The organism is Virgibacillus halodenitrificans JCM 12304, from assembly GCF_001310895.1.
Lineage (GTDB): Bacteria > Bacillota > Bacilli > Bacillales > Amphibacillaceae > Virgibacillus_Q > Virgibacillus_Q halodenitrificans.
Window position 1 is genome coordinate 109,064 of the sequence record NZ_BAZS01000005.1, and the last position, 26,424, is coordinate 135,487.

34 protein-coding genes and 3 pseudogenes are annotated in these 26,424 nt (G+C 36.5%); 27 read left to right on the plus strand and 10 right to left on the minus strand.

What is annotated here, in order from left to right; translation table 11 throughout:
* Positions 1–49: 49 nt before the first annotated feature.
* From JCM12304_RS04775 to JCM12304_RS04795, 5 genes are all read left to right on the plus strand, one after another.
* Positions 50–658 (plus strand): biotin transporter BioY, encoded by a 609-nt coding sequence (locus JCM12304_RS04775; RefSeq protein WP_369813134.1) that lies wholly within the window; start codon positions 50–52, stop codon positions 656–658.
* A gap of 244 nt (positions 659–902) precedes the next feature.
* Positions 903–1,517, plus strand: a complete 615-nt coding sequence (locus tag JCM12304_RS04780) for a ParB N-terminal domain-containing protein (RefSeq protein ID WP_060678764.1) — start codon at positions 903–905, stop codon at positions 1,515–1,517.
* 271 nt (positions 1,518–1,788) lie between these two features.
* On the plus strand, positions 1,789–2,925 hold the full coding sequence (locus tag JCM12304_RS04785) for a serine hydrolase (RefSeq protein WP_060678766.1): 1,137 nt from the start codon (positions 1,789–1,791) through the stop codon (positions 2,923–2,925).
* A 489-nt stretch (positions 2,926–3,414) separates the two neighbouring features.
* On the plus strand, positions 3,415–3,855 hold the full coding sequence (locus JCM12304_RS04790; RefSeq protein ID WP_019376139.1) for a hypothetical protein: 441 nt from the start codon (positions 3,415–3,417) through the stop codon (positions 3,853–3,855).
* A 111-nt stretch (positions 3,856–3,966) separates the two neighbouring features.
* The gene (locus JCM12304_RS04795) at positions 3,967–4,320 is read left to right on the plus strand and encodes a hypothetical protein (protein ID WP_060678768.1); all 354 of its coding nucleotides are present in this window, start codon (positions 3,967–3,969) and stop codon (positions 4,318–4,320) included.
* Between the two features lie 139 nt (positions 4,321–4,459).
* On the opposite strand, the pseudogene JCM12304_RS04800 reads toward JCM12304_RS04795, so the two are convergent.
* Positions 4,460–5,658 (minus strand): annotated as a pseudogene (locus JCM12304_RS04800) (IS110 family RNA-guided transposase).
* A 338-nt stretch (positions 5,659–5,996) separates the two neighbouring features.
* On the opposite strand from JCM12304_RS04800, the gene JCM12304_RS04805 reads away from it, so the two are divergent.
* From JCM12304_RS04805 to JCM12304_RS04830, 9 genes are all read left to right on the plus strand, one after another.
* Positions 5,997–6,296: a TIGR04104 family putative zinc finger protein gene (locus JCM12304_RS04805; protein ID WP_026041290.1), complete on the plus strand. Its 300-nt coding sequence runs from the start codon at positions 5,997–5,999 to the stop codon at positions 6,294–6,296.
* Between the two features lie 98 nt (positions 6,297–6,394).
* Complete coding sequence (locus tag JCM12304_RS04810) at positions 6,395–6,664, plus strand: hypothetical protein (protein WP_019375754.1); 270 nt, start codon at positions 6,395–6,397, stop codon at positions 6,662–6,664.
* Positions 6,665–6,746: 82 nt separating this feature from the next.
* A complete protein-coding gene (locus JCM12304_RS04815; protein ID WP_019375753.1) occupies positions 6,747–6,932 on the plus strand; it encodes a hypothetical protein in 186 nt (61 codons plus the stop codon).
* A gap of 104 nt (positions 6,933–7,036) precedes the next feature.
* Positions 7,037–7,204: a hypothetical protein gene (locus JCM12304_RS19310; protein ID WP_156958460.1), complete on the plus strand. Its 168-nt coding sequence runs from the start codon at positions 7,037–7,039 to the stop codon at positions 7,202–7,204.
* An 87-nt stretch (positions 7,205–7,291) separates the two neighbouring features.
* Positions 7,292–7,738 (plus strand): disulfide bond formation protein DsbD, encoded by a 447-nt coding sequence (locus tag JCM12304_RS04820; RefSeq protein WP_256200764.1) that lies wholly within the window; start codon positions 7,292–7,294, stop codon positions 7,736–7,738.
* Positions 7,739–7,792: 54 nt separating this feature from the next.
* Positions 7,793–7,969, plus strand: a complete 177-nt coding sequence (locus JCM12304_RS19315) for a hypothetical protein (protein WP_019375771.1) — start codon at positions 7,793–7,795, stop codon at positions 7,967–7,969.
* A gap of 109 nt (positions 7,970–8,078) precedes the next feature.
* Entirely contained in the window at positions 8,079–8,567 is a 489-nt protein-coding gene (locus JCM12304_RS04825; protein WP_172675255.1) for a hypothetical protein, read from the plus strand.
* Between the two features lie 290 nt (positions 8,568–8,857).
* Positions 8,858–9,031, plus strand: a complete 174-nt coding sequence (locus tag JCM12304_RS19500; protein WP_019377263.1) for a hypothetical protein — start codon at positions 8,858–8,860, stop codon at positions 9,029–9,031.
* A gap of 139 nt (positions 9,032–9,170) precedes the next feature.
* Entirely contained in the window at positions 9,171–9,350 is a 180-nt protein-coding gene (locus JCM12304_RS04830) for a hypothetical protein (RefSeq protein ID WP_019377262.1), read from the plus strand.
* Between the two features lie 699 nt (positions 9,351–10,049).
* Here JCM12304_RS04830 and JCM12304_RS04835 read toward each other — a convergent pair.
* Positions 10,050–11,292, minus strand: a pseudogene (locus JCM12304_RS04835) (CynX/NimT family MFS transporter).
* 1 nt (position 11,293) lies between these two features.
* A complete protein-coding gene (locus JCM12304_RS04840; protein WP_060678770.1) occupies positions 11,294–11,983 on the minus strand; it encodes a FadR/GntR family transcriptional regulator in 690 nt (229 codons plus the stop codon).
* A 596-nt stretch (positions 11,984–12,579) separates the two neighbouring features.
* Here JCM12304_RS04840 and JCM12304_RS04845 point away from each other — a divergent pair.
* The 10 genes from JCM12304_RS04845 to JCM12304_RS04885 all read left to right on the plus strand — a co-directional run bounded on the left by JCM12304_RS04845 (position 12,580) and on the right by JCM12304_RS04885 (position 18,834).
* Positions 12,580–13,065: a DUF4188 domain-containing protein gene (locus JCM12304_RS04845; protein ID WP_019377259.1), complete on the plus strand. Its 486-nt coding sequence runs from the start codon at positions 12,580–12,582 to the stop codon at positions 13,063–13,065.
* 97 nt (positions 13,066–13,162) lie between these two features.
* Entirely contained in the window at positions 13,163–13,621 is a 459-nt protein-coding gene (locus tag JCM12304_RS04850; RefSeq protein WP_019377258.1) for a GNAT family N-acetyltransferase, read from the plus strand.
* 257 nt (positions 13,622–13,878) lie between these two features.
* Complete coding sequence (locus JCM12304_RS04855) at positions 13,879–14,565, plus strand: response regulator transcription factor (RefSeq protein ID WP_060678772.1); 687 nt, start codon at positions 13,879–13,881, stop codon at positions 14,563–14,565.
* A 162-nt stretch (positions 14,566–14,727) separates the two neighbouring features.
* Complete coding sequence (locus JCM12304_RS04860) at positions 14,728–15,645, plus strand: ATP-binding cassette domain-containing protein (protein ID WP_060678774.1); 918 nt, start codon at positions 14,728–14,730, stop codon at positions 15,643–15,645.
* Complete coding sequence (locus JCM12304_RS04865) at positions 15,638–16,387, plus strand: ABC transporter permease (RefSeq protein WP_060678776.1); 750 nt, start codon at positions 15,638–15,640, stop codon at positions 16,385–16,387. The genes JCM12304_RS04860 and JCM12304_RS04865 overlap by 8 nt, the downstream gene beginning before the upstream one ends.
* A 21-nt stretch (positions 16,388–16,408) precedes the next feature.
* On the plus strand, positions 16,409–17,338 hold the full coding sequence (locus JCM12304_RS04870) for a sensor histidine kinase (protein WP_060678777.1): 930 nt from the start codon (positions 16,409–16,411) through the stop codon (positions 17,336–17,338).
* Between the two features lie 130 nt (positions 17,339–17,468).
* The gene (locus JCM12304_RS04875; protein ID WP_218185770.1) at positions 17,469–17,777 is read left to right on the plus strand and encodes a hypothetical protein; all 309 of its coding nucleotides are present in this window, start codon (positions 17,469–17,471) and stop codon (positions 17,775–17,777) included.
* A gap of 90 nt (positions 17,778–17,867) precedes the next feature.
* Positions 17,868–18,050, plus strand: coding sequence for a PspC domain-containing protein (locus JCM12304_RS18975; protein ID WP_082387984.1), 183 nt, complete (start codon positions 17,868–17,870; stop codon positions 18,048–18,050).
* Positions 18,051–18,139: 89 nt separating this feature from the next.
* A complete protein-coding gene (locus JCM12304_RS04880; protein ID WP_060678781.1) occupies positions 18,140–18,355 on the plus strand; it encodes a hypothetical protein in 216 nt (71 codons plus the stop codon).
* Between the two features lie 164 nt (positions 18,356–18,519).
* Positions 18,520–18,834, plus strand: coding sequence for a YolC/YozM family protein (locus tag JCM12304_RS04885; protein WP_060678783.1), 315 nt, complete (start codon positions 18,520–18,522; stop codon positions 18,832–18,834).
* Between the two features lie 79 nt (positions 18,835–18,913).
* Here the strand turns inward: JCM12304_RS04885 and JCM12304_RS04890 are convergent, their stop codons facing one another.
* The 7 genes and pseudogenes from JCM12304_RS04890 to JCM12304_RS04920 all read right to left on the minus strand — a co-directional run bounded on the left by JCM12304_RS04890 (position 18,914) and on the right by JCM12304_RS04920 (position 24,174).
* Entirely contained in the window at positions 18,914–19,447 is a 534-nt protein-coding gene (locus tag JCM12304_RS04890) for a hypothetical protein (RefSeq protein WP_060678784.1), read from the minus strand.
* A 183-nt stretch (positions 19,448–19,630) separates the two neighbouring features.
* Positions 19,631–20,026: an NEAT domain-containing protein gene (locus JCM12304_RS04895; RefSeq protein WP_060678786.1), complete on the minus strand. Its 396-nt coding sequence runs from the start codon at positions 20,024–20,026 to the stop codon at positions 19,631–19,633.
* A 331-nt stretch (positions 20,027–20,357) separates the two neighbouring features.
* Positions 20,358–20,894, minus strand: coding sequence for a YceI family protein (locus JCM12304_RS04900; RefSeq protein WP_060678788.1), 537 nt, complete (start codon positions 20,892–20,894; stop codon positions 20,358–20,360).
* A gap of 145 nt (positions 20,895–21,039) precedes the next feature.
* Entirely contained in the window at positions 21,040–21,630 is a 591-nt protein-coding gene (locus tag JCM12304_RS04905) for an alpha/beta hydrolase (protein ID WP_019377247.1), read from the minus strand.
* Between the two features lie 101 nt (positions 21,631–21,731).
* Entirely contained in the window at positions 21,732–22,625 is an 894-nt protein-coding gene (locus tag JCM12304_RS04910) for a VOC family protein (RefSeq protein WP_060678790.1), read from the minus strand.
* A 20-nt stretch (positions 22,626–22,645) separates the two neighbouring features.
* A pseudogene (mhqE, locus tag JCM12304_RS04915) lies at positions 22,646–23,601 on the minus strand (ring-cleaving dioxygenase MhqE).
* Between the two features lie 117 nt (positions 23,602–23,718).
* Complete coding sequence (locus tag JCM12304_RS04920; protein ID WP_060678792.1) at positions 23,719–24,174, minus strand: MarR family winged helix-turn-helix transcriptional regulator; 456 nt, start codon at positions 24,172–24,174, stop codon at positions 23,719–23,721.
* A gap of 345 nt (positions 24,175–24,519) precedes the next feature.
* Here JCM12304_RS04920 and JCM12304_RS04925 point away from each other — a divergent pair, with 345 nt between their 5' ends.
* From JCM12304_RS04925 to JCM12304_RS04935, 3 genes are all read left to right on the plus strand, one after another.
* Complete coding sequence (locus tag JCM12304_RS04925; protein ID WP_060678794.1) at positions 24,520–24,990, plus strand: peptide-methionine (S)-S-oxide reductase; 471 nt, start codon at positions 24,520–24,522, stop codon at positions 24,988–24,990.
* Between the two features lie 78 nt (positions 24,991–25,068).
* A complete protein-coding gene (locus tag JCM12304_RS04930) occupies positions 25,069–25,680 on the plus strand; it encodes a YgaN family protein (RefSeq protein ID WP_019377242.1) in 612 nt (203 codons plus the stop codon).
* Between the two features lie 86 nt (positions 25,681–25,766).
* The gene (locus JCM12304_RS04935) at positions 25,767–26,255 is read left to right on the plus strand and encodes a hypothetical protein (RefSeq protein ID WP_060678796.1); all 489 of its coding nucleotides are present in this window, start codon (positions 25,767–25,769) and stop codon (positions 26,253–26,255) included.
* The last annotated feature ends 169 nt before the right edge of the window (positions 26,256–26,424 follow it).

A 26,424-nucleotide genomic window follows, 5' to 3' on the forward strand; every position in this document is an offset into this window, starting at 1 on the left:
TTGAAACCAAAGACTTGATGATTTCAGGGAGGTTAAAGGAGGAAATTTTTTGGGGCCACATAGGCTTTTTCGTACAATAGATCTTACATTGATAGGGATGTTTGTAGCATTAATGGGTATTGGAGCAAATATAACAGCCTGGGCTCCATTTTTACAAGTTGGTGGTGTACCAATTACATTACAAACATTTTTTTGTTTTTTATCAGGAGTCCTTCTCGGTAGTCGGCGTGGGGCAATAGCAATGATTGTGTACGTTTTCGTTGGGCTTGCAGGGGTTCCTGTTTTTGCTGGTTTTAAAGGAGGATTAGGTACACTGCTTAGTCCAACTTTTGGGTTTATTTTGTCTTTTATTTTCACAGCTTATATTATTGGCAAAGTGATTGAATATAAAAAAAGGCCCACATATAAGACCTTTATAATTGCTTCTTTAGTAGGTCTTGTATTTAATTACATAATCGGAACCAATTATATGTATCTTGCATTAACATTTTTTGTAAATGCTTCTGAGAGTTTTACTTATACTGGGACATGGTTGGTTATGCTCGCGTACTTACCAATAGACTTGGTAACAATTGTGGCTGCTGCCTATATTGCACCACGGATCTTTCACGTTTTTCATAAAATGGCTGGCATGCAAATACCAAAAAATGTAGATTAAATTTTTTAAAGATCAATTAGTATTAGCAGAATGCTTACTTAGTAATTAGTAATAGTCTGATATTTTAATTAGTAAATAATTATACAACAAAAGGGAGCGATTTTGAAATATAGATTGCATCAATCTACAAAGAGTTATCCTTGAAAAATAGAATAATGCCTTAAAGGCAACCCCCCGTTCTTTTGATAGTAGGAATGAAGTTATTCAATTTTGAATAATTATCTATAGAATAGGGGGGGCTTTTATGATATCGAATTTATTATTTAAGAAACGCTGGAAGAAGTCGGAACAACTTTATAAGCAGTATGGTGTTTACGAACTATATGATATTGGTGCAATGTGGGTTGATACGGCAGATATCATTGGTCTATCATTGCGCCCAAAAGATATTAAAGATGATGAAGATATGCGCTATTTAAAAAAGTCAGTTAAGGAAAGGGGCTGGGAAAATACCCATCGCATGACACTACATTTGGTTCGACTACCTAACGGGAAATTCACAGTTGGGTCAGGCGGAAATCATCGAACATACCTATCAAGAGAAATCGGTTTTGAACGACTAAAAGCACTCGTTTCTGTGCTAATACCTACAAAGTACCTGATGGACGAGGATTACGCTAAAATTGAGTATTTTACTTTGAAGTTTCATGAGTATAATGATTTTGCGGCCACAAAGAATGCATTCCTAAACTCTAAGGGTGTATTTCGACTATATTATCCCCTTGAAGAGGCTGAATTTGACCGATTATGTAATCTTGCTGATAAAATGTTAGACAAACGAGCTGAGGTAATTCGGAATGTAGCAATTCGAAATGGTATAATGAAAGATAATGATGCTGAATTAAAGGTGCAGGATTAGCTTTTAAAGGATTACCAAGTATTAAACTCCGAGTTAAAACCATGACTGGAAAGTCCTCACTAAATGAGAATTTCGATAAATTAAATGACGTTAACATGCCAATGATTTTAAACCGACACTATAAATTGGGTTTATAGTAATTTTATTCTGAGCAATAGAGCATAAAGCTTATTCCATAAAAGGGCGCAAATCAGGAATAAGAATTGTACTCATTATGGGCTTAATCAATAAAATTTTAACAACGTTATTAATGTCTGAAAGGTAGATTCTATTGTTTTTATACATATTCATTTCCATTGGTATCGTCGTTCTTTTGTTAATCATGGGATTCTTTTGGTTAAGCCATTGGACGAAAAAACCTGATGCAGATTATGTTTTAAAGTTTATTGCTAAAAATCCAGAAAGAGCTTCGTTGTCTGTTATAAAAAACGGAAAAAGCCTAGTCAATGTTCAATCCAATCGATTGTTATCATTGGCAAGCACAGTGAAAATTATTATAGCCATTGAATATGCTCAACAAGCAGCGCATACTGAAATTGATCCAGCCGAAAGAATTAAAACAGATGATCTAGCGTGTTTTTATATACCCGGGACAGATGGCGGCGCTCATGAGGCATGGTTGAAAACAATGGAGGAGCAAGGACGTTTGCAAAACGGAACTGTCTCACTGGTGGATATTGCAAAAGGAATGATATCTCATAGCTCAAATGCTAACACAGAATTCTTGATGATGTGGCTTGGACTCGACAAAATAAATGCTAATCTTGAAAAGCTGCAGTTGTCGAGTCACGAGCAAATTTATCCTTTTGTATCAGCCCTTTTTATTCCATATGAAATTGCACATCAAAAGAAGCTTGATATACATGATAAAAAGGATGCAAAAAAGATAGCGGCATATATCGAGGATATATCACAAACAGCGTATATTGAAGAGTCCATTAGAATTCACGATAAACTCATTCAAGATATAAAGGGTGATTATAAAAATAAGGTAAACATAAAGGCGTGGCACAATATCGCATTTGATAGATTAGTGTCCAAACGCTTTGTTCGTTCCACGGCTTCAGAATATGTTTCAATTGTACGGAGAATGAACGAAGGGGTGTATTTTTCATCGCGTATTTGGGAGCACTTACAGCCAATTATGGAGTGGCCAATGAATGGAAGAAGGAACCAAAGACGATTTAAAAGTTTAGGTGGTAAGGGAGGCTCAACGGCTTACATTCTCACATATGCTTTCTATGCAGAAGATAAGCAAGGAAATAAAACGGAATTGGCGGTCTTTTTCAACGACATCTATGGCTATGAAACAGTTAAGCTTTCAAATAGTTCTTCTGTTTTTCAGTCAGCCGTGCTTACAGATAGTCCTGACTGGGATAATAAATTAAAAAATTTTCTTGATCGTTGAGCTTGTTCAAGGTTGTTCAATATAAGGGCGCGCTAATGGGATAAAAAGCGTGTAAGTTTACCATTTTAGGGTCTTTTAATTGATTAAGGGTTTGAGTTACATTTGGGTTATGTAGATAACTTTTCATAAGGGAGGGAGAGCAATGGCAGAAAAACTTCCTTATATAACCTTTTGGAGTTTTATCATCTTTGGTTTGCTTTCATATTGGTGGTTTTTTTCGAGGAATATGGAGCGATGGTCACTGTGGGTATACGTTTCTTTGTGGCTTATTTGCTGGATTTATAGCCATTTTACAGAGAAACCGTAAATTAATAGTTTTAAGTATTCTGCTCATGCTTAGTCCATGGATTATGTTTTTGGTTATAAATTTTTTTAATAATTATTATCTTTAAGCAATAGGGCGTAGTTGTCGCATAAAGTTTGTGCTAGAATTGGGGCATTGATTGTTGCACAACCCAAATAATAATCAACAAGGGGAATAAATAAAAGATGACTCAACCAAGTGTGAAAATACAAAAGATATGGCTTGATGATAACGATAGTTTCTTTGAACTGAGTTTAGATTTCTGTACAGGTTGTTGCAACATGAACCTCAATATATTTACAGATAATGAAGAACTAGAAAAGTTAAATGAAGGAGTAATGGATTTTGCCGGCTTTAGACAAAAGGAATTTCTGTGGATTACTGGGGAAGATATAGAAAATATGAGTCATTTTCTATCTATGCGATTCTTTTTATATGGGAATCGAGGATATGTAGGTGTTGAGGTAACTGCCGATAATAAACTTGAAAGCCCTTATAGTGTTCGTGCGACTTTTTTTCTTGTAACTGTCCTAAGTCAAATAGATGATTTTACAAGAAAATTGGGAAGTTTTATTAAAGGCGAAATTTGTGAGCTGGAAAGCCTAATTCAGTCATTTGAACAATGAGATTAAGAGTGAAAACATACATTTCTTATTCTAGAAAAGGGCGCGTTCACGGAAGAACGATCTAAACTTTTTTAAACGATCGGGCCAGCCGAACAGTGGGATGGGGAGTATATGGGAACATTGCAGATTTTATTTTTAATTGTAATTTGGGTTTTACCAGCAATTCTTTTTATAAACACTTATTGTAAAATGGACAAAAAAGAACAGCAAGAATTAAAAAATGAGTTTAAAAACCCTTTTGCTCTGTTTGGAGTCGGGTTTGTTGTTATAGGTTTATTATTATTCTCTTCTGGTTACATTTCGTCTCTGAAATTGCCTCAGCATATAGGTGCAATTATGGTAGTGACTAGTTGGTTTACTACAAGTATCGTAAGTAGGAAAAGGAAAAAAGTAAGTTTTGTAACAAGTATTGCATTGATGTTATTGGGAGTAATAGGTATAGCAGTTTATAGTTGTTTGATTTAAACAATACCAGCTAATAGCTGTCAACATCTAGGTCTAAAAAAGTGGCAAAAAACATGTTACACTGAAATTGGGCATACCAAATAACCATATTGATTGTAACAATATGGTTCTGAATATTGAGATAATTGTTAGTTCATTATTACAGATCTACAAATACTTTTTTGTTTTTTAATATGGCATGAATCCAATGAACGAGCTTATTAGCGCAAGCAATGACGGCAACTTTGTGTGGCTTACCTTCATTGCGCTTGCGTTGATAATAGGCAATAAGCTTTTTGTTTCGATTTTTAGCCAGACCACACTGTACAGCCGAATAAAGCGCTTGCCGCAATCTTGATGAGCCCCTTTTGGTGATGTGGCTAATGGAAGCCTTGAATTTACCTGATTCAAAGACACTTGGATCCAATCCCGCAAAAGCTACCAACTTTTTGGGATGTTGAAACAGGTTGATATCCCCAATTTCGGAAATGATTGTTGCCGCAATCTTATTTCCGATTCCGGGAATTGATTTTAGCAATTCATAGTCTTCAAAGGTTTTCGCTAATGCGTCTATCTCTTTTTTTAGTTTGGATAGATGCTGCTGGAATTGAAAAAGCATCTGAATGTACATGTTCAGGCTAACAAGCTGCCCATGACAAACTGGAGATTGAAAAGGATTGCGTTTTGCTGCTTCTTTTAGTTGAGATGCTTTATCCAAAAACCATGCTTTAGAGCGTCTGGCTCCGAACTGCCGCATTCCATCAGCTAGCTCTTGTGGCATGGCCCTTTGAATATCCAAAGCGGTTGGATAATGCGCTAAAGTGTTCAACGAAAGTGTGCCATAAAGATCACTAAAAACGCTTTGGAATTCAGGGAAGACCTGGTCTAAAGCTGCCTGAAATTGAAGCTTAATGTCAACATAGCTTTCTGTTAACGCACTATGCTGTCTTGTTAAGAGACGCAAATTCAATGCTTTTTCTGTCTTCTTTTGATAGCTATCAAGATCTTCCTTGTAGTATAGCTCGCCTAAATGAAACGCATCTGCTTTATCGGTTTTCACCTTGCGCAGGCTCGTTTTTCTGGCTCATAAGAAATCACTGGATTAATCAAGTAGTACGTTATATCCTGATTCTCTAGAAATTGAAGTACAGGCATGTGATAATGCCCCGTAGATTCAAAAATCACAGCAGGAGGCTGACCAGAAACCTGTTCTACCTCTTGATAAAACTGATAAAAAACGTTAAGTCCTTGTAGATCGTGAGCAAATTTAAAGCTTTGCTTATAAGTCTTTTTCCTTTGCAGGAATGCTTGGACCTGGCTTTCGCCTTTTGCGATATCCAGACCAATAACAGGATCCATATTAAATACAACTCCTTTAATAGATTTGCCGGTACGCCCCTTCATCTCTTGTAGTTTCATAGCTTCGCTTTTTATACGGGATCGCTGTCCCAACCAGCCTCAAACATGTTTCTACAAGGAGGGGGTGGACAGTATTACGGACGGGATCAGTGGCCCACGGGCGCAGACGTCCTCCCCCGGCTACCTTAAGCATAAAACCTATAAAAAATAGGTCAACCAGAAATGATTGGTTAACCATATAATACGAACGGGCGCAGTTGTTGAGGAAGCTCTGTGCGTGAGTTGGGCCATTATGTTTAACAGCTAATTTTATTTATTGCAGCAGGGGAGTGATTTAATTGCCAACTTGTAAAAAATGCCATCGTAAGTGGAGTTGGTGGCAAACTTTGAAAAAGACCTTTTCTTTTCGCATTGGAATAGCTTGTCCATTTTGTAATGAAAAGCAATACTTTTCAGCCCGTTATAGGTTGAGGGGTACTATTATTCCTTTTTTTATTAGTCCTCTAATTATGTTTACTGGGATATATTTTGGCTACTCTTACATTACCTTGCTCATCGCATTAAGTATTTTGCTGGTCTTTTTTGTTGTCAATCCGTTTTTTGTAGAGTTATCCGATAAAGAAGAACCATTATTTTAGTGATTTGTTCTATAAATGGGCGCGATTCTCAAACAAGCATTGGCGCCCAATGTTGAAGAAAAGGACCAGATTGTTAGATACGTTAAGGTGGTGAAATGATGAGTAAAGATGAAGGTATTTTTGACAAATTTATCAGAGATGAAATGATGGATATCGAAACATTTCATCTCATTTATGATTTTGTTGCATTGGATAACTTCCGTCAAGGTGAGTATGAAGGCAATATGTTTGTTGTTAGAAAGATAAATGCAAATCATATACAGTTAGAAGATGAAGTAGCAACAGAAAACACCTCCATTCCAGCGGTATATACATATGCTAAAAAGAAGTTTTTATCGCTTTTACAATCACATAAGCCAAGTTTGTAAAGTATGCCAGAATAGGGCGCAGTTACCGAATAATAATATCCCTTCTGAATCAAGTTAGAATATTAAGGTAAGGTGAGTCATTATGAACATAAGAAATATTGATAGGGCTTTATTTACAGGTTTGTTTGTAGGCATAATCATTTTTATTAAAGAAATCCTTTTTTCGGGTATAAATGCTTTCATATCAATCCTTATTGGTGCAATAGCTGCATTAATCGGTTACTTGATTGGGGATAAGATACTCCCTAGAAAAAGTGATAATAATTAACGCAAAATAAATATTATGGAATCGGGCGCTATTCACTAATAAAGAAATGGCGTCAATGTCGCATATAAGGGCCAATTAATTGAAAAGCACTTGGGGGAATTAGTGTGAATTTAAAGCGGTTTTTGTCAGCTATTTTAACAGGATATCTCTTAATGGCTTTGATAGTGTATCTCTTTTTTGATTACTTTTCTTTAGGGCTCACTGTTGGTTTTATCTTTGGAGTTATTTTATTAGCACTTATCACAACAGTACTAAGAAAACGTATTAAATAAAGCCACAATCGGGCGCAATTCTCTAACAAGGATTAGCGCCCAATGTTGAAGAATCGGAGCCTTTTGTTGGAAAAGGGGGAAGGTAAATTGAACAAACAGACTTTTAACATAATAGGATGGATTTTACTTTTAGTAATGGGAGTATCCTGGATTGTGTTTGGTTATTCGAGCTGGTATCTGTTGTTACTCCCATTATCTTATATCAGTTTTTCAATCAGTGATGGTAGCATAAAAAAATTAGGGAAACTGTCTATATCACAAGCTACTTTAATCTTGTTTGCGTTAGCGGTATCGGTGGGTATTGTGTTTGGTCTAATTCAATTAGCAAATTACGTCATTAACGAAAAATTACATCTTACAGGAGTAATCAAAACAGTCAGCCAGATAATTGCTATTATTATCTCGTTATACCTGTTAAGTTTACGTTTGGCAGCATTGTTTATAAGATATACGGTGATTCAAATGCTAATAAAACGTAAGTATTGTTATACAATATTGTGCCAGAATAGGGCGCACATCTGTAATAAGGGATAGCGCCGCATTTGCCATTGTAGAACCATTTAACGGAAGAAAGGATGAGGTTTAAGTATGGAAGTTATTATAATATTTATAGCAGGATTCATTGTGTTTATTATAGCTATATTTTCGGTTATTAGGATGGCAACAACCAGAGTTACAGCGCCAACAGAGGATTTAAAAGAAGAAGTCACAAATCTTAAAGACAGAATTGACGAACTTGAAAATAATAAGAAAAATAACACCTGATATTTTCTTCTGGAATAGGGCGCTTTTCTGGCACAAGGGATAGCGTCCATTCCTTAAGACAAGGGCTAGTTTAGTTCAATAAGGTACAATTACTAGGCCTATCATTCGATTGAATATGCGGAAGGGAAAGTTAGAAATGATACTTTTAAATGGAGTAAGCGGATTTAATGGACCTGATCAAGTAACCGATGGAGATTACTTCAAAAAAATATGTTACTCGTTAATTCACACACTAAATGGGAATGTATTATCTTTTAGCGAACCAAAAGTTGCTCGACATTATTATGAAGTGAAAGTGAATGTTCTTGAGGAGAATTTGTCTATCCTACTCAATAATGTATATCCATTTATCGCTTTTGCTTCATCAGTTGACTATGGCTATATTGAGTTTGTTGATAACGAGCTGTTGTTAAATGGATTTAGTCCTTACTATCGCGTTCTATGTTCAAATGAGTTAAATGAACCACTAGTGATAAAGGAGAGTAAGGGAAGAATTACTGTAGAAAACGAGAATGAACTTAATGATGCTGAAGTATATAACATTAAATATTGGAAATCTAAAACCGTAGGAGATATTGTCTTCAACTATTGGGATTGAATACAAATTAAAGTTTGTAAAGTAATGCACTTAAACAATCGGGCGCTAATCTGGAATAAAGGATAGCGCCCCATTTGTCATTGTGTGGCCAAATTGTTAAACAAACTCGCAAGAGAAATAAGAAAGATAGGAATAGATTTTTAAAGTTTGGAGTTCTTTAAAATAAATTATGTTAAAATTAAGTTAAATACCAATATTTAGTGTATTCGAGAAAACACGGGATATTAAGGCTCTAAATAATTGCGGTACAACTGTTTTTTTCCGAAATCAAGTAACAGGGAGAGGATTACTTGGCCATTTGGTGGAGAATAGTTCGTTTGTTAATTCTTGCTGCTGGTATAGGAATAGCTTTTTACTTTTTTGATGGGTGGATGGAATATATAGGATTTATTGTATTTGCAACAATTATCACTATTGTGTTAGATAAATTTGAAGACCGCAACAAAATGATAGCTGATAAGTAAAGTTATATAATAATTGTTCATTAATTGGCGCGATTACCGCAAAGCGTTGTTCCAAAATAGAGCCATTTTGTTGAAGAATTAGTTATTAGTTTTTTGTGTTAATACACTAACTAAAACTAGCAGGAAAGGAGTGCTAAATATGGCTGTTGGTCTTATTGGATTAGCGTCTTTAGTAATATGGATTACAGTAAGCAGAGAATTAAGTAAACCATCGAAAAAGCAAAGCAAACAGAAAATAATAACTTTAATGTCCGCAGGTAGTTTATCAACGTTAATAATTACCGTTTCACTTTTTCGAGATTTGCCTTTCTTCCGCTAAAGGGTGTTTTAACCGAATAACGTATTCGTTTATTAGGCCATTAAAAAGGTTAAATCGGTCTAGAAACGGCATAAATTAGAGAGGGTTAACTATGACATTTGGTGTTCCAAGATTTTAGTAACTTTACTCGATTAGGACAGTATAGGAGGAAGTTAGGGAGGATTAAATGAAGAATAAAGCTAACTTGAAAACTATAAACTGGAGTATTTTCATATCAATAACAAAAGGTGAGCAATATTTTTTAACTATACTGTATGTATATTAACTGAAAATGAAGGCGTTTCCGCTGATGTTGGGTTGGAGATGAAACCAAACTAGTTGGAAAGGGGGGGAGGGCCGTATTTCCTTATAGCCAATAAGATAAGTGAGGTTGAAAGATTTGCAGAGAAAAGATTTTATTTTTATATCTAATTTAATACTTGTGAGTACATGTTTATTAAAAAAGAGACCTTATAAATCGAATGTTGGTTACACCATTTTTAGACCAATTGGAGAGAAGAATAGGATATAGGTAGTGATGTCTTTTTTTATATCATTAGTGAAGAAGATTCATAGAATAAGAAAGACCGCGCATGCTGTTACTTGACGCGGCCAGTAAACATTCTTTTCAAGAGAAGGATAGGAAACAAAAGACTTCAACGTATGACATGAGACACATAGGAGTGATTCTTCCTGTTCATTTCTACTTCTTACAACTCATTAATGCCCCCTTGCCAGCTCTTTTCTATTTTTCTTTTTGAATTGATTGGACACCGTACCTTCTTTCCCAGACACGATACCTGCTATTAGAATTATAACAGAAATGAGGAGTAAGAATAGAATCGGCAATGTCCATCCATCGCTTATGTCATGCAAAACACCAACAAGCACAGGACCGCCAGCAGCTAGAAGATAGCCAAATGATTGAGCCATGCCAGACAGTTCTGCAGCTTCTTTTCCATCTTTTGTTCGTATTGTAAAGAACATCATCGAGAGACTGAAACCACTTCCGCCGGCAATACCAAGCAGAATTGCCGATAAGGGTACAAGCATCACACTACCCAGCAGTAATCCGCAGAATCCAATCATAAACAATACAGCAGTTCCAACAGCTAAACCAATTTGATTCTTTAGTTTTTCAGCGATAACCGGAACAACAAAAGTAGTTGGAATTAATGCTGCTTGCAAGAGGAAGACCATCCAACCGGCAGTGCTGGATTATAACCGATCGAGTTTAACATATCCGGCATCCAGGTGATTAACGTATAAAAGGCTAACGACTGTCCGCCCATAAACAGGGTCACACCCCAGGCGAGCGGGGAACGCCATAAATTCGTTTTTGGTTCTGTTGCTACACCAGCTTCAGGTTCACGCTTTTTCCGTAGCTGTGGGAGCCAGATGAGTAAAGATATAACTGCAAGAAATCCCCAGATACCGAGCGCTCCTTGCCACCCCATATTGCCAATAGAAGAAATTGGTACACTCAAGCCAGAGCCCAGAGCACCAAATATATTCATGAAAACAGCATATATACCTGTCATGATGCCTATTTTCAAAGGAAAACTCATTTTAATAATTGCTGGAATTAAAACATTCCCAATGGCGATAGCAGACCAATAAAAAGTGTTCCAATAAATAAGAAAGTGATTCCTGTTATGGATCGAATGATAATACCAGTAATCAGCACTGCTAATGACAGTGCTATTGTCCATTCCATTCCTATCCGGTTCGCTATTTTCGGGGCAAAAGGCGAAAGAATTGCAAATGCAAGCAAAGGCAATGTTGTTATTAACCCTGCTACAGAGTTGCTGATGCCAAGATCGTCCCGGATAAAAGTAATAAGTGCCCCGACGGAAGTGATGGGCACCCTTAAGTTCGTCCCGACTAACAGAACTCCTATTAGTAATAACCAGCTGGCTTTCGTAGTGTTGTTGTTTGTGTATACTCCTGGTAGTTTCTCCATACTACTCCTCCATCATTGTAATTATATTTTCCTTTAATACCTCCATATCATGCTCAACATAAGAAGCGGCAGAATTTTCATCCTGCTTCTGAATGGCTTCAAAAAGTCCGAGATGAACCTCCTGTTCTAGTGGAAAGGATGGCTTCATAACCATGAAATCATGAACAAAAGAATACAGTATATCAGTCATATGTTCATATAAATCAACCAGTAACTGATTGCCGGAGGCCTGCACAATCGTTTTATGAAACTGAATATCGGAAGCAATAAACTGGTCCAAGTCTTGGTTTACAGATGCATTCTTAGAACGATCTATATATGTTTTAATCATTGCCAAATCAGCTTCTGTTCTTTGTTCAGCAGCCATCTGAGCTGCTTGTTTTTCCAAAGCTAATCGTACTTCAAGTGTTTCGAGCATGGTGGATTTTTTTATATGACGCTCCAATGCGGCGCCGAGAACACTTGTGGATCGTACAATGGTTCCACTACCTTGTTTTGTTTCCAATAAACCGGCGTGTACTAAAGCTCGAATTGCTTCCCTTAATGTATTACGGCTAACGTCAAATTCCTCCATTAGTTCCATTTCAGGCGGAAGTTTTTCTCCTACCTTCCATTCTCTTTGTTCAATTAAATGTTCCATCTGTTCTGCAACCTGTTCTACTAGTGACTTGCGATTTGTTTTACGGATCATTGTGTCCCTCCATAAAATTTGTAGGATGATTGGGATATAGGATATTGTAATCCAGTGGAACTCCTTTGTAAATGTTTTAAGCTTTTGTAACAAAAATAGATAGATAATGGCGTTGATCAGAGTTCTGGTAATAGTAAAAAGCTGTGAAACAATTATGTGATTAAAAAAATAACGTTTGAAGAGACTTGGCTTTTTACTCCAAACAGAATAGTAGGTTTTATTTGAAAATTATTAAGCTAGCAATTTAAAGCTGTTATAATGAGGCTAGTTATTTGATGGCTTTTAGATTGGGTATGGCATGAATAGAGCAACATAAATGTAAAATGGCTTAAGGCAGGTGGAAACGATGGAAGAGAGGTTCCGTGAGCTCAGAAAGTGTTTCATAATAAATAGCTAATGGACAAAATCAGGTTCGCAAATGCCGAAAGTGTCCAATAGAGCAGTGGCTAATGGACAAAATCAGGTTCGCAAATGCCAAAAGTGTCCAATAGAGCCTGGCTAATGGACAAAAACATCTCCGCAAATGCCGAAAGTGTCCATGAAATATAGTTAATGGAGAAAACAGGGAGCTCAAATATGGGGTAGGGGGGAAAGTGATGGGAAAGCAGATATTCAAGGGTCGTTATACAACGGAAAACGATAACGACATTGTAGTTTTCATTATTGGCATGCGAATCAACAGAAGACTTGCCATTCATAAGTGGTTGCCGGTTTTTTTAGCAATGCCTTCTATGATAAAGGAATTATACACCCATCAGGAGGAACTTGGATTTTTGTCTATGGAAAGTTTCTTTGGTCTAAGGACTACTGTCATGATTCAGTATTGGAATTCAACGGAAGACCTTTTAACGTATGCAAGGGGAGAGAAACATTTAAAAGCCTGGAAAGCTTTTAATCAAAAGGTAGGCAACAATAATGCGGTTGGTATTTATCACGAAACCTACCAAATTAAAAAAGGAACCTATGAATCTGTCTATGGTAACATGCCATTATACGGATTAAGCAAGGCTCTTCCACACCTCCCAATTGGCAGAGAAATAAATAATGCCAGAAAAAGACTGGAATTTGATAAAATAAACTAAATAATTTTTTGTGGGCGATCTTCGAAAAAGAATACATTCTGATAAAATTTTACTATTCAGATATTCATCAAATATACAATGAAGGGGAGAAAAGCAAATGAAGATTAGCTTAGAAAAAATGAATGCAACCGAATTTCAACAGTATTTAAACTATGCAATTAGAAACTATGCAGATGAACATATTAAAGCAGGTGATTGGGAGCAAGAAGATGCTATCAATAAGGCAACAAGTGAATTTGAAAAACTATTGCCTGAAAACGAGAAAACCGATAACAATTATTTATTTACAATACGGAGTAATAATCAAGAAGTTGGTATGATTTGGCTTGCTCAAAGAACAAGTGATGAGGGTTTTATCTATGACGTTAATATCTGGGATGGTAACCAAGGGAAAGGCTACGGGAAACAAGCAATGATAGAGCTGGAAACCGTTGCGAAAAAAATAGGATTAAAAAGTATAGGCCTGCACGTCTTTGGACACAACAAAGTAGCACGAGATTTATACAAAAAGATAGGTTATATAGAAACAAATATTAAAATGAAAAAGATATTATAGTTACGAAGGTTACTTCTATTAGAAGCATATTCTATCAGGCTATTATAGCCAATATTATAAACGTAGGTGAAAGCTTTGCAACGAAAAAGTTTTATTTTAGTATATATTCTATTACTTGTCACTTTCTGTTTCATAAAGAAATCGAATGTTGGATACACAATCTATAAGCCAATTGGAGTCAAACAGGAGTAACCACTTGTAGATGTAGATTGAGCCAAAAATAATTAGGCGGATTAATTTAAAGGCAGGTGGAAAATATGGAAGAGAGGTTCCGTATATTAATAATTGAAGATGATCAGGAGATTAGTAGATTATTATGTATGATTATTGAAAAGGCTGGGATGGTTGCAGTTCCGGCATATTCCGGAACAGAAGGTTTATTACAACTACAGCAAAACCAATACGATTTAGTCCTATTGGATTTGATGTTACCGGGACAGAGTGGAGAAGAGTTGATCATGCAGGTGAGAGAAGGAAATAGCCTGCCAATTATTGTGATTTCAGCTAAGGTAGGTATTCAGGATAAAGTCCACGTATTGAAAATGGGAGCAGATGATTACATAACGAAGCCATTTAATAAACTAGAAGTGATGGCAAGGGTCGAGGTGCAATTACGTAAGTCTAGTGATCAATTACCGAGCCCGTCAAAAACGGAAAGAGTTTGGCGGGATCTAAGAATTCGCCCAGACAAACGATCCGCCACCTTAGAAAATCAGGAGCTGCAATTAACAAATGCTGAGTTTGATATTCTATTATTTTTGGTAAGCGCTCCAGAACGTGCTTTTTCAAAAAGGCAAATCTATGAAGGTATTTGGACTGGCCCCTATCTAGGCGATGATAATACAATTAGTGTACATGTTTCTAATATACGTAAAAAAATGGCTGAAATTACCTCTGTTGCATACATAAAGACCATTTGGGGAGTAGGCTTTATGCTGATTTGAAAAATGAGAATTGCCCTGGATCGTTCGAATTTAGCCTGTCCTCCTTTGAGCGCTTTCGCTTTTCCTCATTCTTTATGATTTCTTTATGTTTTGTTTAATGGAATTTAAAGGCACCTAAGCTACACTAAATGTATACAGAAAAATAGCGAAGGAGCCAAAAACATGAATAGTGTTATTCAAACGTATAGGTTGACAAAAATGTTCAAACAGGATGAAGTCATCAAACCCTTGGATTTCACCTTGGAAAAAGGAGAAATTTGCGCATTAATCGGTAAGAACGGTGCAGGGAAGTCAACATTTTTTAAAATGCTTGCTGGACAATTAATCCCGACTTCCGGAGATATTCAACTATGTGGGAAGTCAGGGAAGGAAAAGGAGCAAGCAAAAAAGCGGATGGGTTTTATGATTGAGACACCTGCGTTTTTTCCGGATTTCACTGCCTTACAGAACCTGGAGTATTTCCGAATCCAACGGGGAGTTGCCGAGAAGGAACGAATTTATGAAGTATTACAAATCGTCGGTTTAGCGAATCAAAAAAAGAAACGATTTAAAGATTATTCCATGGGAATGAAGCAAAGATTAGGAATAGCTCTTTGTTTGCTCGGCAGTCCGGATTGTTTAATACTGGATGAACCCATTAATGGACTGGATGCAGAAGGGATCATGGAGATTCGTAATCTGCTATTGAAGCTGAATCAGGAAAAGCAAATTACGATCCTAGTCTCTAGCCATATTTTAACTGAACTTCAATTGTTGGCAAGACGTTTTGTATTTATTAAAAACGGTGTAATTGCTGAGGATTTAAGTAGAGAAGCTTTAGATGAAAAAAGCAGGAAACAAATAAGAATGAAAGTAGACAACCCAACAAAAGCAGCTCAATTACTTGAAAGAACATATCCGGATGTTCAATTCAAAGTACTACAAGATCATGTCATAAGCCTCCGAAATCATGTGGAGAAAGGTGCTGAAATAAATCGTCTGTTCATCGACAATGGCGTGTCCGTGATGGAATTTCGTATGGAAGCACTGAATCTGGAAGAGTATTTTTTAGGATTAGTGGAGGGGAATGCAAATGATTAATTATATAAAAAGTGAAAATTACCGATTGCTTCGTAAAAAAGGTCTCTATATAACAAGTCTGGCTAGTTTAGTATTAATAACTGCAGCAGCGTATGTTTTACACTTTTTGGGAGAAAACGAAGCCAATTTCCCATATGCAACAAGCATCTTTTTTTATTCAAATGTTATTGCTGGAAGCCTGCTGATTATAATTGTAGCATTTGTTTTCAATCAGGCACTCACTGGCAGAGATACTTCTATAATTAAACAATCCGTATCCTTTGGCGTATCCCGTAATACTATTTTTTGGTCAAAGCTTTTACTGACATTAGGTTACTTTTTGTTTCTCTGTGCCATTGGTCTTGTCTTAATGATCGTATTAGGTGAAAACCTGTTATTTAGTGAAGGGGAATCAATAGGAAACTTCCTTCTAGCCAGCTTGAATATGTTGCCATTAATACTAGCTGCTTTTTCTATGATTCATATGTTGAAAATGCTGGAGGTTGGGGATCTCTATACACTTATTTTATTATTATTCGTCTTTATGTTTTCTGGAGACTTTTTACGATTACTGTTCAGGCCTGTGGCAGGTTTACAGGAGGTTTATAAATATGCTCCTAGCTCGTTGCTGAATGAAAACTTAATGGACTTTATGGATTATAAAGCATCATTGGATTATCGATATTGGATTGTCGGTATAGTAATATTACTAGTTTCACTAACAATAGGTGCAAGAAGGTTCGCTAAACAAAATATCGACTAAAGCTTGAAGGGAAGAATGGTTATGTATTGCTGGTTGATTATCGCTGTATTAACGCTCTTATTACTAATTACTGTCGGGGCACTTTTGCTTTTACATTGGGATATAAGAAAAATGACGAATCAATTGGAAGGCATTATTGAAAACTTTGGCACAAATGAATTGGTCCGCACTAATACGCAAAGCAAAATCCTGAAACATTTTATTAAAAAAATCAACCAGCTTATTTATTCCTATAAGCAAGATCAGCAATACAAAGAAAAAAGAGAGCAAGATCTAAAGCAAGAAATCACTAATATCTCTCACGATTTGCGAACCCCATTAACCTCTATGAAAGGTTTCTCGGAATTGTTAACAGATCCCTCTTTAAATGAGGAGCAAAGGAAAGAATTTTTAGCTATTGTGCAAAAGAAGATCGATAATCTTACTATGATGGTCGATGTATTTTATGAGCTCTCACAGATCGGTTCGATGGATCATCCACTGGTTATGGAACGCCAGCTAGTTGATCAAAGCGTAGCTGAAACGCTACTGATGTTCTACGATGATTTTGAACAGAAACAATTAAAGGTCCATGTAGAAGAAGTTTCCGTATCTCCAATTATGGCCGACAGAAAAGCTACAAATCGTATTATAATTAACATCATTCAAAATGCCCTGCGCTATGCCAAAAGCTATTTCACTATCAACCTGGTTGAAGAAGAAAATTATATCCGATTAAAAGCAATAAACGATGTGGAAGCATTTAATCGTACGGAACTTTCTCAGATTTTCGATCGGACATTCACCATGGATACCAGTCGAACTGGCGGCCAACTTGGATTAGGGCTGCACATTGTTCAACAGCTTATGAATAAGCAGGGAGGAACAGTAACAGCAGATGTGGTTAATGATGAATTCATAATAGAGGTATGTTTTAAGAAATGGAATTGTAATAAAATGACTGATTTTTAGTTTGCAGTGACTGGTAGAATTAGATTCTAGCCATTTATTGTAGGTAAAACAATGTTGGACATCTATTAAATAAAATAGGTGTCTTAATTTTTATAATAAGCATTGAATTTTATTACTATTATTGGAATAATTGGAAGAGGGCGACAGAAGGGTAGGGCAGGATATGGCTAATAAAAAGAAACAGACTCATTCAGTAATTACAGTTGGATATCTCGGTTTTATCTTCTTCCTGTTAGCTGGATTAAGATATATTTTGATCATCGAAGATCAGGTGGGGCGTTTATTAATGGTCTTAAGCTCTGGTTCTCTATGGTTTTACTTACAATATACAGCATCCCATTTTCTTAAAACTCGCAAAGAAAGGACAGTTTTTAAGTATATTTCTATTGCTGGGATATTAATTGTTTTTGTATACGGTACTTATTTAGTATTTGCATAAAATATACTATGTTTATAGGCCAAGTGGTGGCAGAGTATCCGTTTATTCATGTTTTAGTTTAACTATTTTCGTGGAAAGCTGGTGTTTACCATTCAAAATAAATTAAGAAAGTCCACAACAGATAGATCCATAGCTGGTGTTTGTGGTGGAATTGCAGAGTTTTTCGGTATTTCCTCATTTGGTGTAAGGCTACTCTTTATCATTTTACCGGCTAATTTACTAATTTATATTATTCTCGCAAATACAATCCCTGACAGCCCACCGTCTTTGTAAGGTTTTTAACTTGTTGAATATTTTAAGTCTATAGTTATATTTGTAGTTAAGTTTGGTATTTTAATTTTTATAGAAAGGATTTTTTTAAAGTGGATTTACTAAGTGTTTTAAATATAATAATTGTAATAGTGATTGTCTTAGCGATCGTGGTCACCTTTTTAGCGGTTTTCGCCTCCCAGTTTGCTAAAGCACAAAAGAAAAGAGCTAATGAATTAATGGCTATGCGAAAAGAGCATCTAGACGTACAAAGAGAGATTTTAAGTGAGTTAAAAAAGCTGACAAACGAATCCAAATCTCAAGGTTAAAGGTCAAAAGAGAAGCCTTTTATCAACGGTAAAGCAGAGAGAAAACTCTCCTCTCCTTAATTTCGTACAGATATGAAAAATTTCTAGAAAAAACACTAATGCGCCAGGTTGTCTTAATAAGAAAAAGCCTGAGTTCTAACAGAAGTTACAAAGGGGGACGAAAAATGAAAGTGAACAGTAAGTTGGGGATAGTGATTATAACTGCCATTATTTCGGTAAGTGCATTAACATGGTACATACAAAAAGAGCCATATAGTACAGAAGTAGTTGTCGATGCTGTATGGGAAAAATACGAGGTTCAGAGCACTCAAATCGGTGGAGTTGGGGAACAGGACGAAGGTGAACCAACAATTTTTGTGGATGTATATAATAAAAATGATATAGCAGGGGTAGAGAAATACTTGGAGAATAATCTATCTAAAGCTGACTTAAAGGCATATGAAATAGATGTCTTCTCCAACAAAGGAGTAGATTATTAACTAATAAACTGCCCACTTGGTATAAGATTTTGCAGCTGATCTTGGAATATGCAACTGTAAAAATTTTATTTCTACAATGCTACGATCCACTTTCAATGGAATTGGCAATCTCAACTAAGACTTCGGGAGTGACAGTGGGAGCAACTCTTTCATCAACACTTAGTACGTATTGCCAACTATCTTTAATAAATACAAGGGCTCCCCAACCTATTTGGTGCTGAGATAATGATATATAATTAGCAGTTGCTCCGCTTTTTAATTTGTAAGTATCTACTACCTTTCTTTTCTGAAAATCTACCCCATCTTCAGCAGCTCGTACATCTATTTTATAATGATTCGCAGGGGTTCTATCATTTACAAATTGTGCATGAAAAGATCTTCCTGGCTCATCAAACTTACCAAAATAATGAGTAAAAATAATTGGAGGCACCCTTGACGGTAACAGTAACTCTTTGTTAAAGGCATCCTCCACCTGACTCAGAGCTTCATTTATGGTTGTATAACCCCATTCAGAATACATTTCTTCATAGGATGGGGGCTTGCCAGTAGAAGCGTAGACTGTACTGCCACTTAGTACACCAATAAAAATAAGTGATAAAATAATTCTCTTCAAATCGTAATCCTCCCTTGAAGCCAATAGAGGTAATTTATGCAAATTCACACGTATTATTCATAGAATATCATTTCAGCAATATCCTTCCAAAATGCCACGTGTACGAAAGAAGGCCAGTCAACGAATAGCCAAAAAAGAGAGCGCTCTATGTTAGAACACTCTCCTACGACGTCTATCTGAAATTTAGTTCATTTTTTCTAAGCTTTCTTCGTCAAAAATTAATCTAATTTCCTCATCACCTTGAATTTTTTGACCCTGATACGTAGCCTCGTATTGAACGCGTGCAACTATAGAAGTGGTTAGTTGATCGATTTCAAATGTCTCATCACGAGTGTTTGCTTCTTCATCTAACTGCTTATCAAAGGCATGTATTTGTTCACCTGCTTGATTTTCCACTTGAAACCCAGTGATTGTTTTGGCGTCAAGTAAGGTGATGATAAGCGAGAGGGAGCCCTCTTGATTTTTGATAATAGCTGATTCAGAAAGAAAATTAGCCATTGCTGAAGGTTCGTCCTCATTCTTTTTCATTGCTTGAATAGTAATTGCATACTTACCTTCATCTACATTAATCATCGTCATTTTATTTCCTCCTCTTCGATATGGATGAGTAGTTCATCTTACTGTACATAAATACATTCATACCAACATAAATGGTCGCATATATGGATGTCCATGTCCAGAAGTATACTTTTTAAATAATATACATCGATAAATTAGCTTTTTGCATTAGCTGCTTACTTCACAGTGCATGATAACAAGCTATAAAGGATTTTTTATTTTAAAATTAAAAGGGAAAAGTCTACGGTTTGTCCAATTAATTTAACCAAAACCCCCTTCCTATGAGGTTTAATCCTCTAACAGGAAGGGGGTATATCATCCGTGTAAAAAACTTGTTTATTTTATAGCCTTATTAATCTTGTTTACGTAATTGGACTTCGATATTAATTTTTACTTCGTCACTTACGACAAAGCCACCTGTTTCAACTGCTGCGTTCCATGTTAAACCAAAGTCTTTACGGTTTATCTTTGTACTACCTGTAAATCCGGCAGCTTCATCTCCACTCATAGGATCTTTTGCTATACCTTCAAAAGTAATATCAAAAGTTACTGGCTTTGTTGTGCCTCTAATTGTAAAGTCACCAGTCACATCATAACGATCTTCAGATTTTTTCTTAATATCTGTTGCTTTAAATAATAGATGGGGATGGTTTTCTACATCAAAAAAGTCAGCTGAGCGTAAATGACCATCTCTGTCTTGCATGCGGGTATCAACACTACTTGCATCAATTTTAAATTCAATGGAAGCATCTGTTAAGTCTTTTGGATCTGTCTCAACTGTACCCTCAAAGTCGTTAAAAGTACCTTTCACATTCGAAATCATCATATGCTTTACTGTAAATCCTACCACACTGTGTACCTTATCAACGTTCCATATTGCTTTTGTCATATAAATCTCCTCCAATAATAGTTTAAATTTTATTCTTTCAACATGTTATATTTTGGTTCATTTATTTTATCTTTTCCTATAAATCAACCCCTTTAAGCTTTGGGGGAGCAGTAGATAACTGAAGCCCACTCCCATTAGCTGTTTACTAGTTCAACCAGTTTTTCGCTTCCATAGCAACTTCCTGTGTAAGGCTATGGCCGTTAACCCAAGCAGTTGTAACATCTGCACTTCTTTCATTAAATAGGCGGATGACTCTATTACTTTCGGATTCTGGTACGATAGGATCTCCTTTACCAAGTGATAAGAATACCTCCACATCGCTAAAGTCCTGTTTATTTTCCACATCTGCCGGATACAATGGGGCGAATAAAGCCGCTTTTTTGAATATGTCAGGTTGCTTAAGCATCATTTGTATAGCAATGTTGGAGCCATTGGAGAACCCAACAAGAACCGTATCTTCCAGTTTGAAGTCATGTTCTTTTGATTTTTCCACAATAAACTCGTATAGTTCATTTCCACGAAATTCCAGGTCTTCCCAGTCGTACTTCCCTTCACCGTGGCGTTTGAAGTATCTGTTCATCCCATTTTCCTGGACATTTCCTCTGATGCCTAAAATGTTATATTCAGGGTTAAGGAGTTCTGCAAGTGAAATCAAGTCTGTTTCTGTACCACCTGTACCGTGTAGAAGTATAAACACAGGAGCTCCTTTTTTATTTTCTTTATAGATATGTTTCAACTATATTCACTCCCATTCGTATGATTGAGGTCGTTCCAATAATAAATCGTTTGTTTATTTCCGCATGATGATTCCCAGCAGGTCTGCTGACAGCATTTACACTATATGTCCAGTTTCGGCAGCAGTTTTTCATATTCCTGCCTTTTGTGTTCATATTGCTCTGGTAACTTCAGTGCTGTGCCAAGGGATGACATATCTTCATCTATTTCGAAACCTGGGCCGTCTGTTGCGAATTCGAACACGACTTTTCCCTTCTCTCCAGTATAAATGGATTTGAAGTAACTTCTGTCTTTTACTACGGTGACCCCAAAGCCTTCCCTTCTAAGAGTGGCCTGCCATTCTTTTAATACATCCATATCAGGCACAGACCAGGCAATGTGGTGTACAGTCCCGATGCCGAATCTGCCAGCAGGCTTGGGTGGAGTTGAAATAATAATGTGATGCTTTTCCTCGCCTGTTGTTTCATAATGGTGATTTCCATCATGTGTATCTAATATTTTCAAACCCATAAGCCCTGTAAGCAGTTCTTCTGTACCTTCTGGATTTGCAGACAATAATACGGACCCATGAAAACCAAGTATATCTTTATTAGCTGCAGTTATTTCTCCTTCGATAATTGCAAGCTCTAGCCCATGAATATCATTAAACTCAAGTGTATCTTTCCCAAAAAGTTGGGTCACCTTAACTTGCAGTTCTTGAGCTGTTAGATGTTCTTTCCAGTAGTCAAGACTGCCTTTAGGTACTCTGAAGGCAATTCTTCCTACCTGGCCACTGCCCTTTCTTCCATAATTATTGTTTGGCCAGGGAAAGAAGGTAATGACGGTGCCGGGTGTTCCACAGTGATCAGCGAAATACAGATGGTAGATACCAGGATCATCAAAGTTTACTGTTTGTTTAACTAGACGAAGTCCTAAAACATCCCTATAAAATTTCACATTTTCATTGGGATCTCCTACAATGGCTGAGATATGATGAATTCGCTTAATTGCTTCCATAAAACGATCTCCTTTTTTAACTACTTCGAACGCTTCGTATTAAACGGGCGGATCTGTCCTTCAATATATTCGCGTTTCGGCTCCAGGAATGGTGGAAGTGCAAGACTTTCGCCCAATGTTTCATATGGTTCATCATCCATAAAACCAGGACCGTCTGTTGAAAGTTCGATGAGTATATCACCGACACGAGTATAAAGTGCTTCGAAATAAAAGCGATCTACATTACCTGAATGGCCCATTCCGAGCTCGTTGTATTTTGCTTCCCATTTTTTAATGGTCTCGTGATCTTTTACCCTGAACGATACATGATGAACCTGCCATAACCTTGACGACTAGGTGTTGTCTCATCCTTTCTTAAAATGACCTGACCACCGTTACCACCTTCACCAACATTAAATAGAGTCACGTTGTCTTCCTCAAGAATCGGCTTCATATCATAAACTTCAGAAAGTACCTTTTTGAAGTCATCGAAATAGCTTACTGTAATTTCAATCGGACCTAAACCGTAAATCGCCTTATCTTGTGGAACTGGTCCGTTTTTCCAAGGCTTACCTGGTGCCACCCCTTGATTGTTTTCATCAGAGAACAGTTGATATTTTTGCCCATCAGCTTCTTCAAATGGCAACACTTTTTTATCAAAAAGCTCTTGAATACCTTCATTTTTCACTTCAAATGCTTTGAAACGTTCCAAGTAATATTCAAGTGCTGCATCGTCCGGCACTCTTAAACCTACTCGGGAAATCGAGTTTGAACCCGAAGCCCCTTTAGGTACGTCCGGGAAGTCGAAGAAGGTCATGTCTGTCCCCGGTGAGCCCACATCATCTGCAAAAAAAGTATGATACGTGTGGATATCATCTTGATTCACCGTTTTTTTCACTAATCTCATTCCAAGTACTTCTGTAAAAAATTTATAGTTTCTCACTGCATCATCCGTCATTGCCGTAACATGATGAATTCCTAGTAGTCCGTCAGTCATATGGAAAAACTCCTTTGTATTTGTCTTTTAAAGCTCGTGCTGTTTAGTAACGTAAACTATTTTGTTTCTTTACCGCTAATTCATATATTCCTAATTCGAGATATTTATTTAAAAAAACTACATATGTTGCGCATAGAGACCTAGTTTTTTTACCTGCTCAATTAGTTCTTCTTTCTCCTTTATGTCGAGCCCGCCAAAAATTTCTTTTATAGCATTACTATGCTTTGGAAAGATCTCATTCATCAATGCTGTTCCACTAGGAGTAATCGCTGCATATGTCACACGTCGATCTTTTGGACAAGGCTTTCTTTTGATTAAGTTTTTTTTCTCTAATTTATCTACAACGTAAGTGATACTGCTGCTTGCAATTAATACTTTTTCACCAATTTTTTGAATCGGCTGATCGCCTTTATTATAAATTAATTCCAGAACAGCAAACTCAGTTGGGTTCAAATCGAATGATTTTATATCTTCTTCGGCACGTGCTCTAATCGATTGTAATGCTCGAGTTAACACTACAAATGCCTTTAGAGACAACTCCTCGTCATATAAATCTTGCTCTTCGCTATTCATGACCCGCTCCTTTTATCTCGAATTCAAGATAAATTAATCATAGTATATTGTTTTTCATGTGTCAACCCATTCATTTTTTGCAACCCTCTAAATATCTCTTTCTAATATAAATAGTTAAAAAATTGAAACATTTTCCATTTGAATTCGTATTTCATTGTAAAGCAATTGGTTTTTTACTTCTTGGAATTCTTACTATAATAATACCTTTCATTAGATTAGTTCTTGGTATTATTGGAATCATTCGCAAGTATAGAACGTCTATAACAAAAAGTCTTTGTATCCGAAAGCTAGTGTAGTAAAATTGTGGAAGAAGTAATTAGAAATCAAACAAAGAGGTGAGGCGCTATCGAAGTAATATATTTGGCAGGTGGCTGTTTATGGGGAGTTCAAGCTTTTATAAAAACATTACCAGGGGTCACTTTTACTGAAGCCGGAAGAGCGAATGGCACAAGTCATACACTTGATGGAGAGTATGATGGCTATGCTGAATGTGTGAAAACTGAATTTGATCCAACAGTTGTAACAATCAAGGAATTAATGAGCTATTTTTTTGAGATTATTGATCCATACAGTGTGAATAAACAAGGGGAGGATGTCGGCGAGAAGTACAGAACAGGAGTCTATAGTGTAAATCCTGACCACCTAAAAGAGGCGGAAGAATTTCTTCTGGCGAGAAAGGATTATGATCGTATCGTCGTGGAAGTGCTCCCTCTTGCAAACTATGTGAAAAGTGCCGAAGAACACCAAGATCGATTAGCGAAATGCCCGAATGATTATTGTCATATTCCAGAAGCATTGCTAAATAAGTATAAATAGGAAGAAGCCAAAGCACTTCAGTAAATTATTTAATAACACCAATTTAAGATTAAATCATTTTAGAAAAAAGGCGGTTATATGAAAAGGTTAGTCGGGATTTTAGTACTTATTTTACTTATTGGTACATTAGCTGGTTGCAATGACGAAGCTTCAGAAACTGAAGAAAATCGTATTGTAGTTAGTGATTTAAATAGCAGAGAGGAGGCGATACTCTCCACGACTGCGGAAGCGTCTTCTGTATTTAATTTTACCAATACATCATTTGAAGAAGTAGCAGTTTGGATAGAAAAATATCAATCTGGTGAACTGGTTGAGGATGAAATAGGTTCTATCAAAACGCTTGCAGCCGATAAAGGATCAATTATTTTAGCAGCTGGAAAGGTTCTTGATGATGAAAAGTCCCAAGCTTATCATATAGGTATTGGTGATGAAAGTGGAACATCATCCTCCAGTTTTACAATTGAAAAACCAAAGAAATCTAAAAACGCGGCTGTTATGTATGGAGAGTTGTCACAAGAACAAGCATTGAATCAACAGGAGCTTGTATTGGCGACAATTGCGTATTCCAACGAAAACGAGCAGGGTATCAGCTCTATACCTGTTGATTTTTATGAGAATCCTAAAGCACATCTAGATGTGCTGAAAAAGTATAGCACCGTATACGTAATAAAAGCTAAATTCTCAGGATAGAAGTTTAATAACCTTGTTTCGCTGGAATTGAATGTAGCGTAGCCTCCATGCCAACCTGCAAAAAACTATTTCAGGATGTGAGTGTAATGAGTATGTCTTTCAAAAGATTATTGGGCATGTTACTTGTTTTCCCCATTGGTTACACTGCTCTATTTTTAATCATTCGTTTATGGAATGAGCAAATCAATTGGTCACAATGGTTATATGGTATGACAGGTGGCATGGCAGGTATTTGCATTCTGTTATTGTATGTGAGAGTGAAAAGCATTAACGATAAATATACGAAAAGGCATAAACTTTTTTTAACACTGGATATTTTGCTAAGTGGTTTAGCAGCTTATTTCATTTTACGATTCCCATTCGTAGTTTCAAATGAATTGCTGAGTATAACTCCTTCATATGAAGCAATGAGCAAATCGCTTTTCGGTTTGACAATTTCATTAGGACTGCTGTTCATGATGCGAATTATTGAAATGGCAGTTACAAATAAAAAAGAACATATAACATCATTATTTATTACAACCATCCTACTGCTTAGCGTGTCTGTGTATATCGTGATAACTGGAATTATTTAATAGGTAGAACGAAATATCCGCCGCAGGACAAAAGAATCATCCGGAGAGGAGAACAATCGGCCGGAGCGCGAAAGAATCCGCTGGAGCGCAGAACAATCCGCCGCAGAGCGAAAGAATCGTCCGGAGAGGAGAACAATCGGCCAGAGCGCGAAAGAATCGTCCGGAGAGC

Excerpts from the sequence above, each read along its gene's own strand:
- JCM12304_RS04780 (WP_060678764.1), top strand. The coding sequence starts at position 903 with ATGATATCGAATTTATTATTTAAGAAACGCTGGAAGAAGTCGGAACAA.
- JCM12304_RS04790 (WP_019376139.1), top strand. The coding sequence starts at position 3,415 with ATGACTCAACCAAGTGTGAAAATACAAAAGATATGGCTTGATGATAAC.
- JCM12304_RS04795 (WP_060678768.1), top strand. The coding sequence starts at position 3,967 with ATGGGAACATTGCAGATTTTATTTTTAATTGTAATTTGGGTTTTACCA.
- JCM12304_RS04810 (WP_019375754.1), top strand. The coding sequence starts at position 6,395 with ATGAGTAAAGATGAAGGTATTTTTGACAAATTTATCAGAGATGAAATG.
- JCM12304_RS04815 (WP_019375753.1), top strand. The coding sequence starts at position 6,747 with ATGAACATAAGAAATATTGATAGGGCTTTATTTACAGGTTTGTTTGTA.
- JCM12304_RS19315 (WP_019375771.1), top strand. The coding sequence starts at position 7,793 with ATGGAAGTTATTATAATATTTATAGCAGGATTCATTGTGTTTATTATA.
- JCM12304_RS04830 (WP_019377262.1), top strand. The coding sequence starts at position 9,171 with ATGGCTGTTGGTCTTATTGGATTAGCGTCTTTAGTAATATGGATTACA.
- JCM12304_RS04840 (WP_060678770.1), bottom strand. The coding sequence starts at position 11,983 with ATGATCCGTAAAACAAATCGCAAGTCACTAGTAGAACAGGTTGCAGAA.
- JCM12304_RS04845 (WP_019377259.1), top strand. The coding sequence starts at position 12,580 with ATGGGAAAGCAGATATTCAAGGGTCGTTATACAACGGAAAACGATAAC.
- JCM12304_RS04850 (WP_019377258.1), top strand. The coding sequence starts at position 13,163 with ATGAAGATTAGCTTAGAAAAAATGAATGCAACCGAATTTCAACAGTAT.
- JCM12304_RS04855 (WP_060678772.1), top strand. The coding sequence starts at position 13,879 with ATGGAAGAGAGGTTCCGTATATTAATAATTGAAGATGATCAGGAGATT.
- JCM12304_RS04860 (WP_060678774.1), top strand. The coding sequence starts at position 14,728 with ATGAATAGTGTTATTCAAACGTATAGGTTGACAAAAATGTTCAAACAG.
- JCM12304_RS04865 (WP_060678776.1), top strand. The coding sequence starts at position 15,638 with ATGATTAATTATATAAAAAGTGAAAATTACCGATTGCTTCGTAAAAAA.
- JCM12304_RS04870 (WP_060678777.1), top strand. The coding sequence starts at position 16,409 with ATGTATTGCTGGTTGATTATCGCTGTATTAACGCTCTTATTACTAATT.
- JCM12304_RS04885 (WP_060678783.1), top strand. The coding sequence starts at position 18,520 with ATGAAAGTGAACAGTAAGTTGGGGATAGTGATTATAACTGCCATTATT.
- JCM12304_RS04895 (WP_060678786.1), bottom strand. The coding sequence starts at position 20,026 with ATGACGATGATTAATGTAGATGAAGGTAAGTATGCAATTACTATTCAA.
- JCM12304_RS04900 (WP_060678788.1), bottom strand. The coding sequence starts at position 20,894 with ATGACAAAAGCAATATGGAACGTTGATAAGGTACACAGTGTGGTAGGA.
- JCM12304_RS04910 (WP_060678790.1), bottom strand. The coding sequence starts at position 22,625 with ATGGAAGCAATTAAGCGAATTCATCATATCTCAGCCATTGTAGGAGAT.
- JCM12304_RS04920 (WP_060678792.1), bottom strand. The coding sequence starts at position 24,174 with ATGAATAGCGAAGAGCAAGATTTATATGACGAGGAGTTGTCTCTAAAG.
- JCM12304_RS04930 (WP_019377242.1), top strand. The coding sequence starts at position 25,069 with ATGAAAAGGTTAGTCGGGATTTTAGTACTTATTTTACTTATTGGTACA.
- JCM12304_RS04935 (WP_060678796.1), top strand. The coding sequence starts at position 25,767 with ATGAGTATGTCTTTCAAAAGATTATTGGGCATGTTACTTGTTTTCCCC.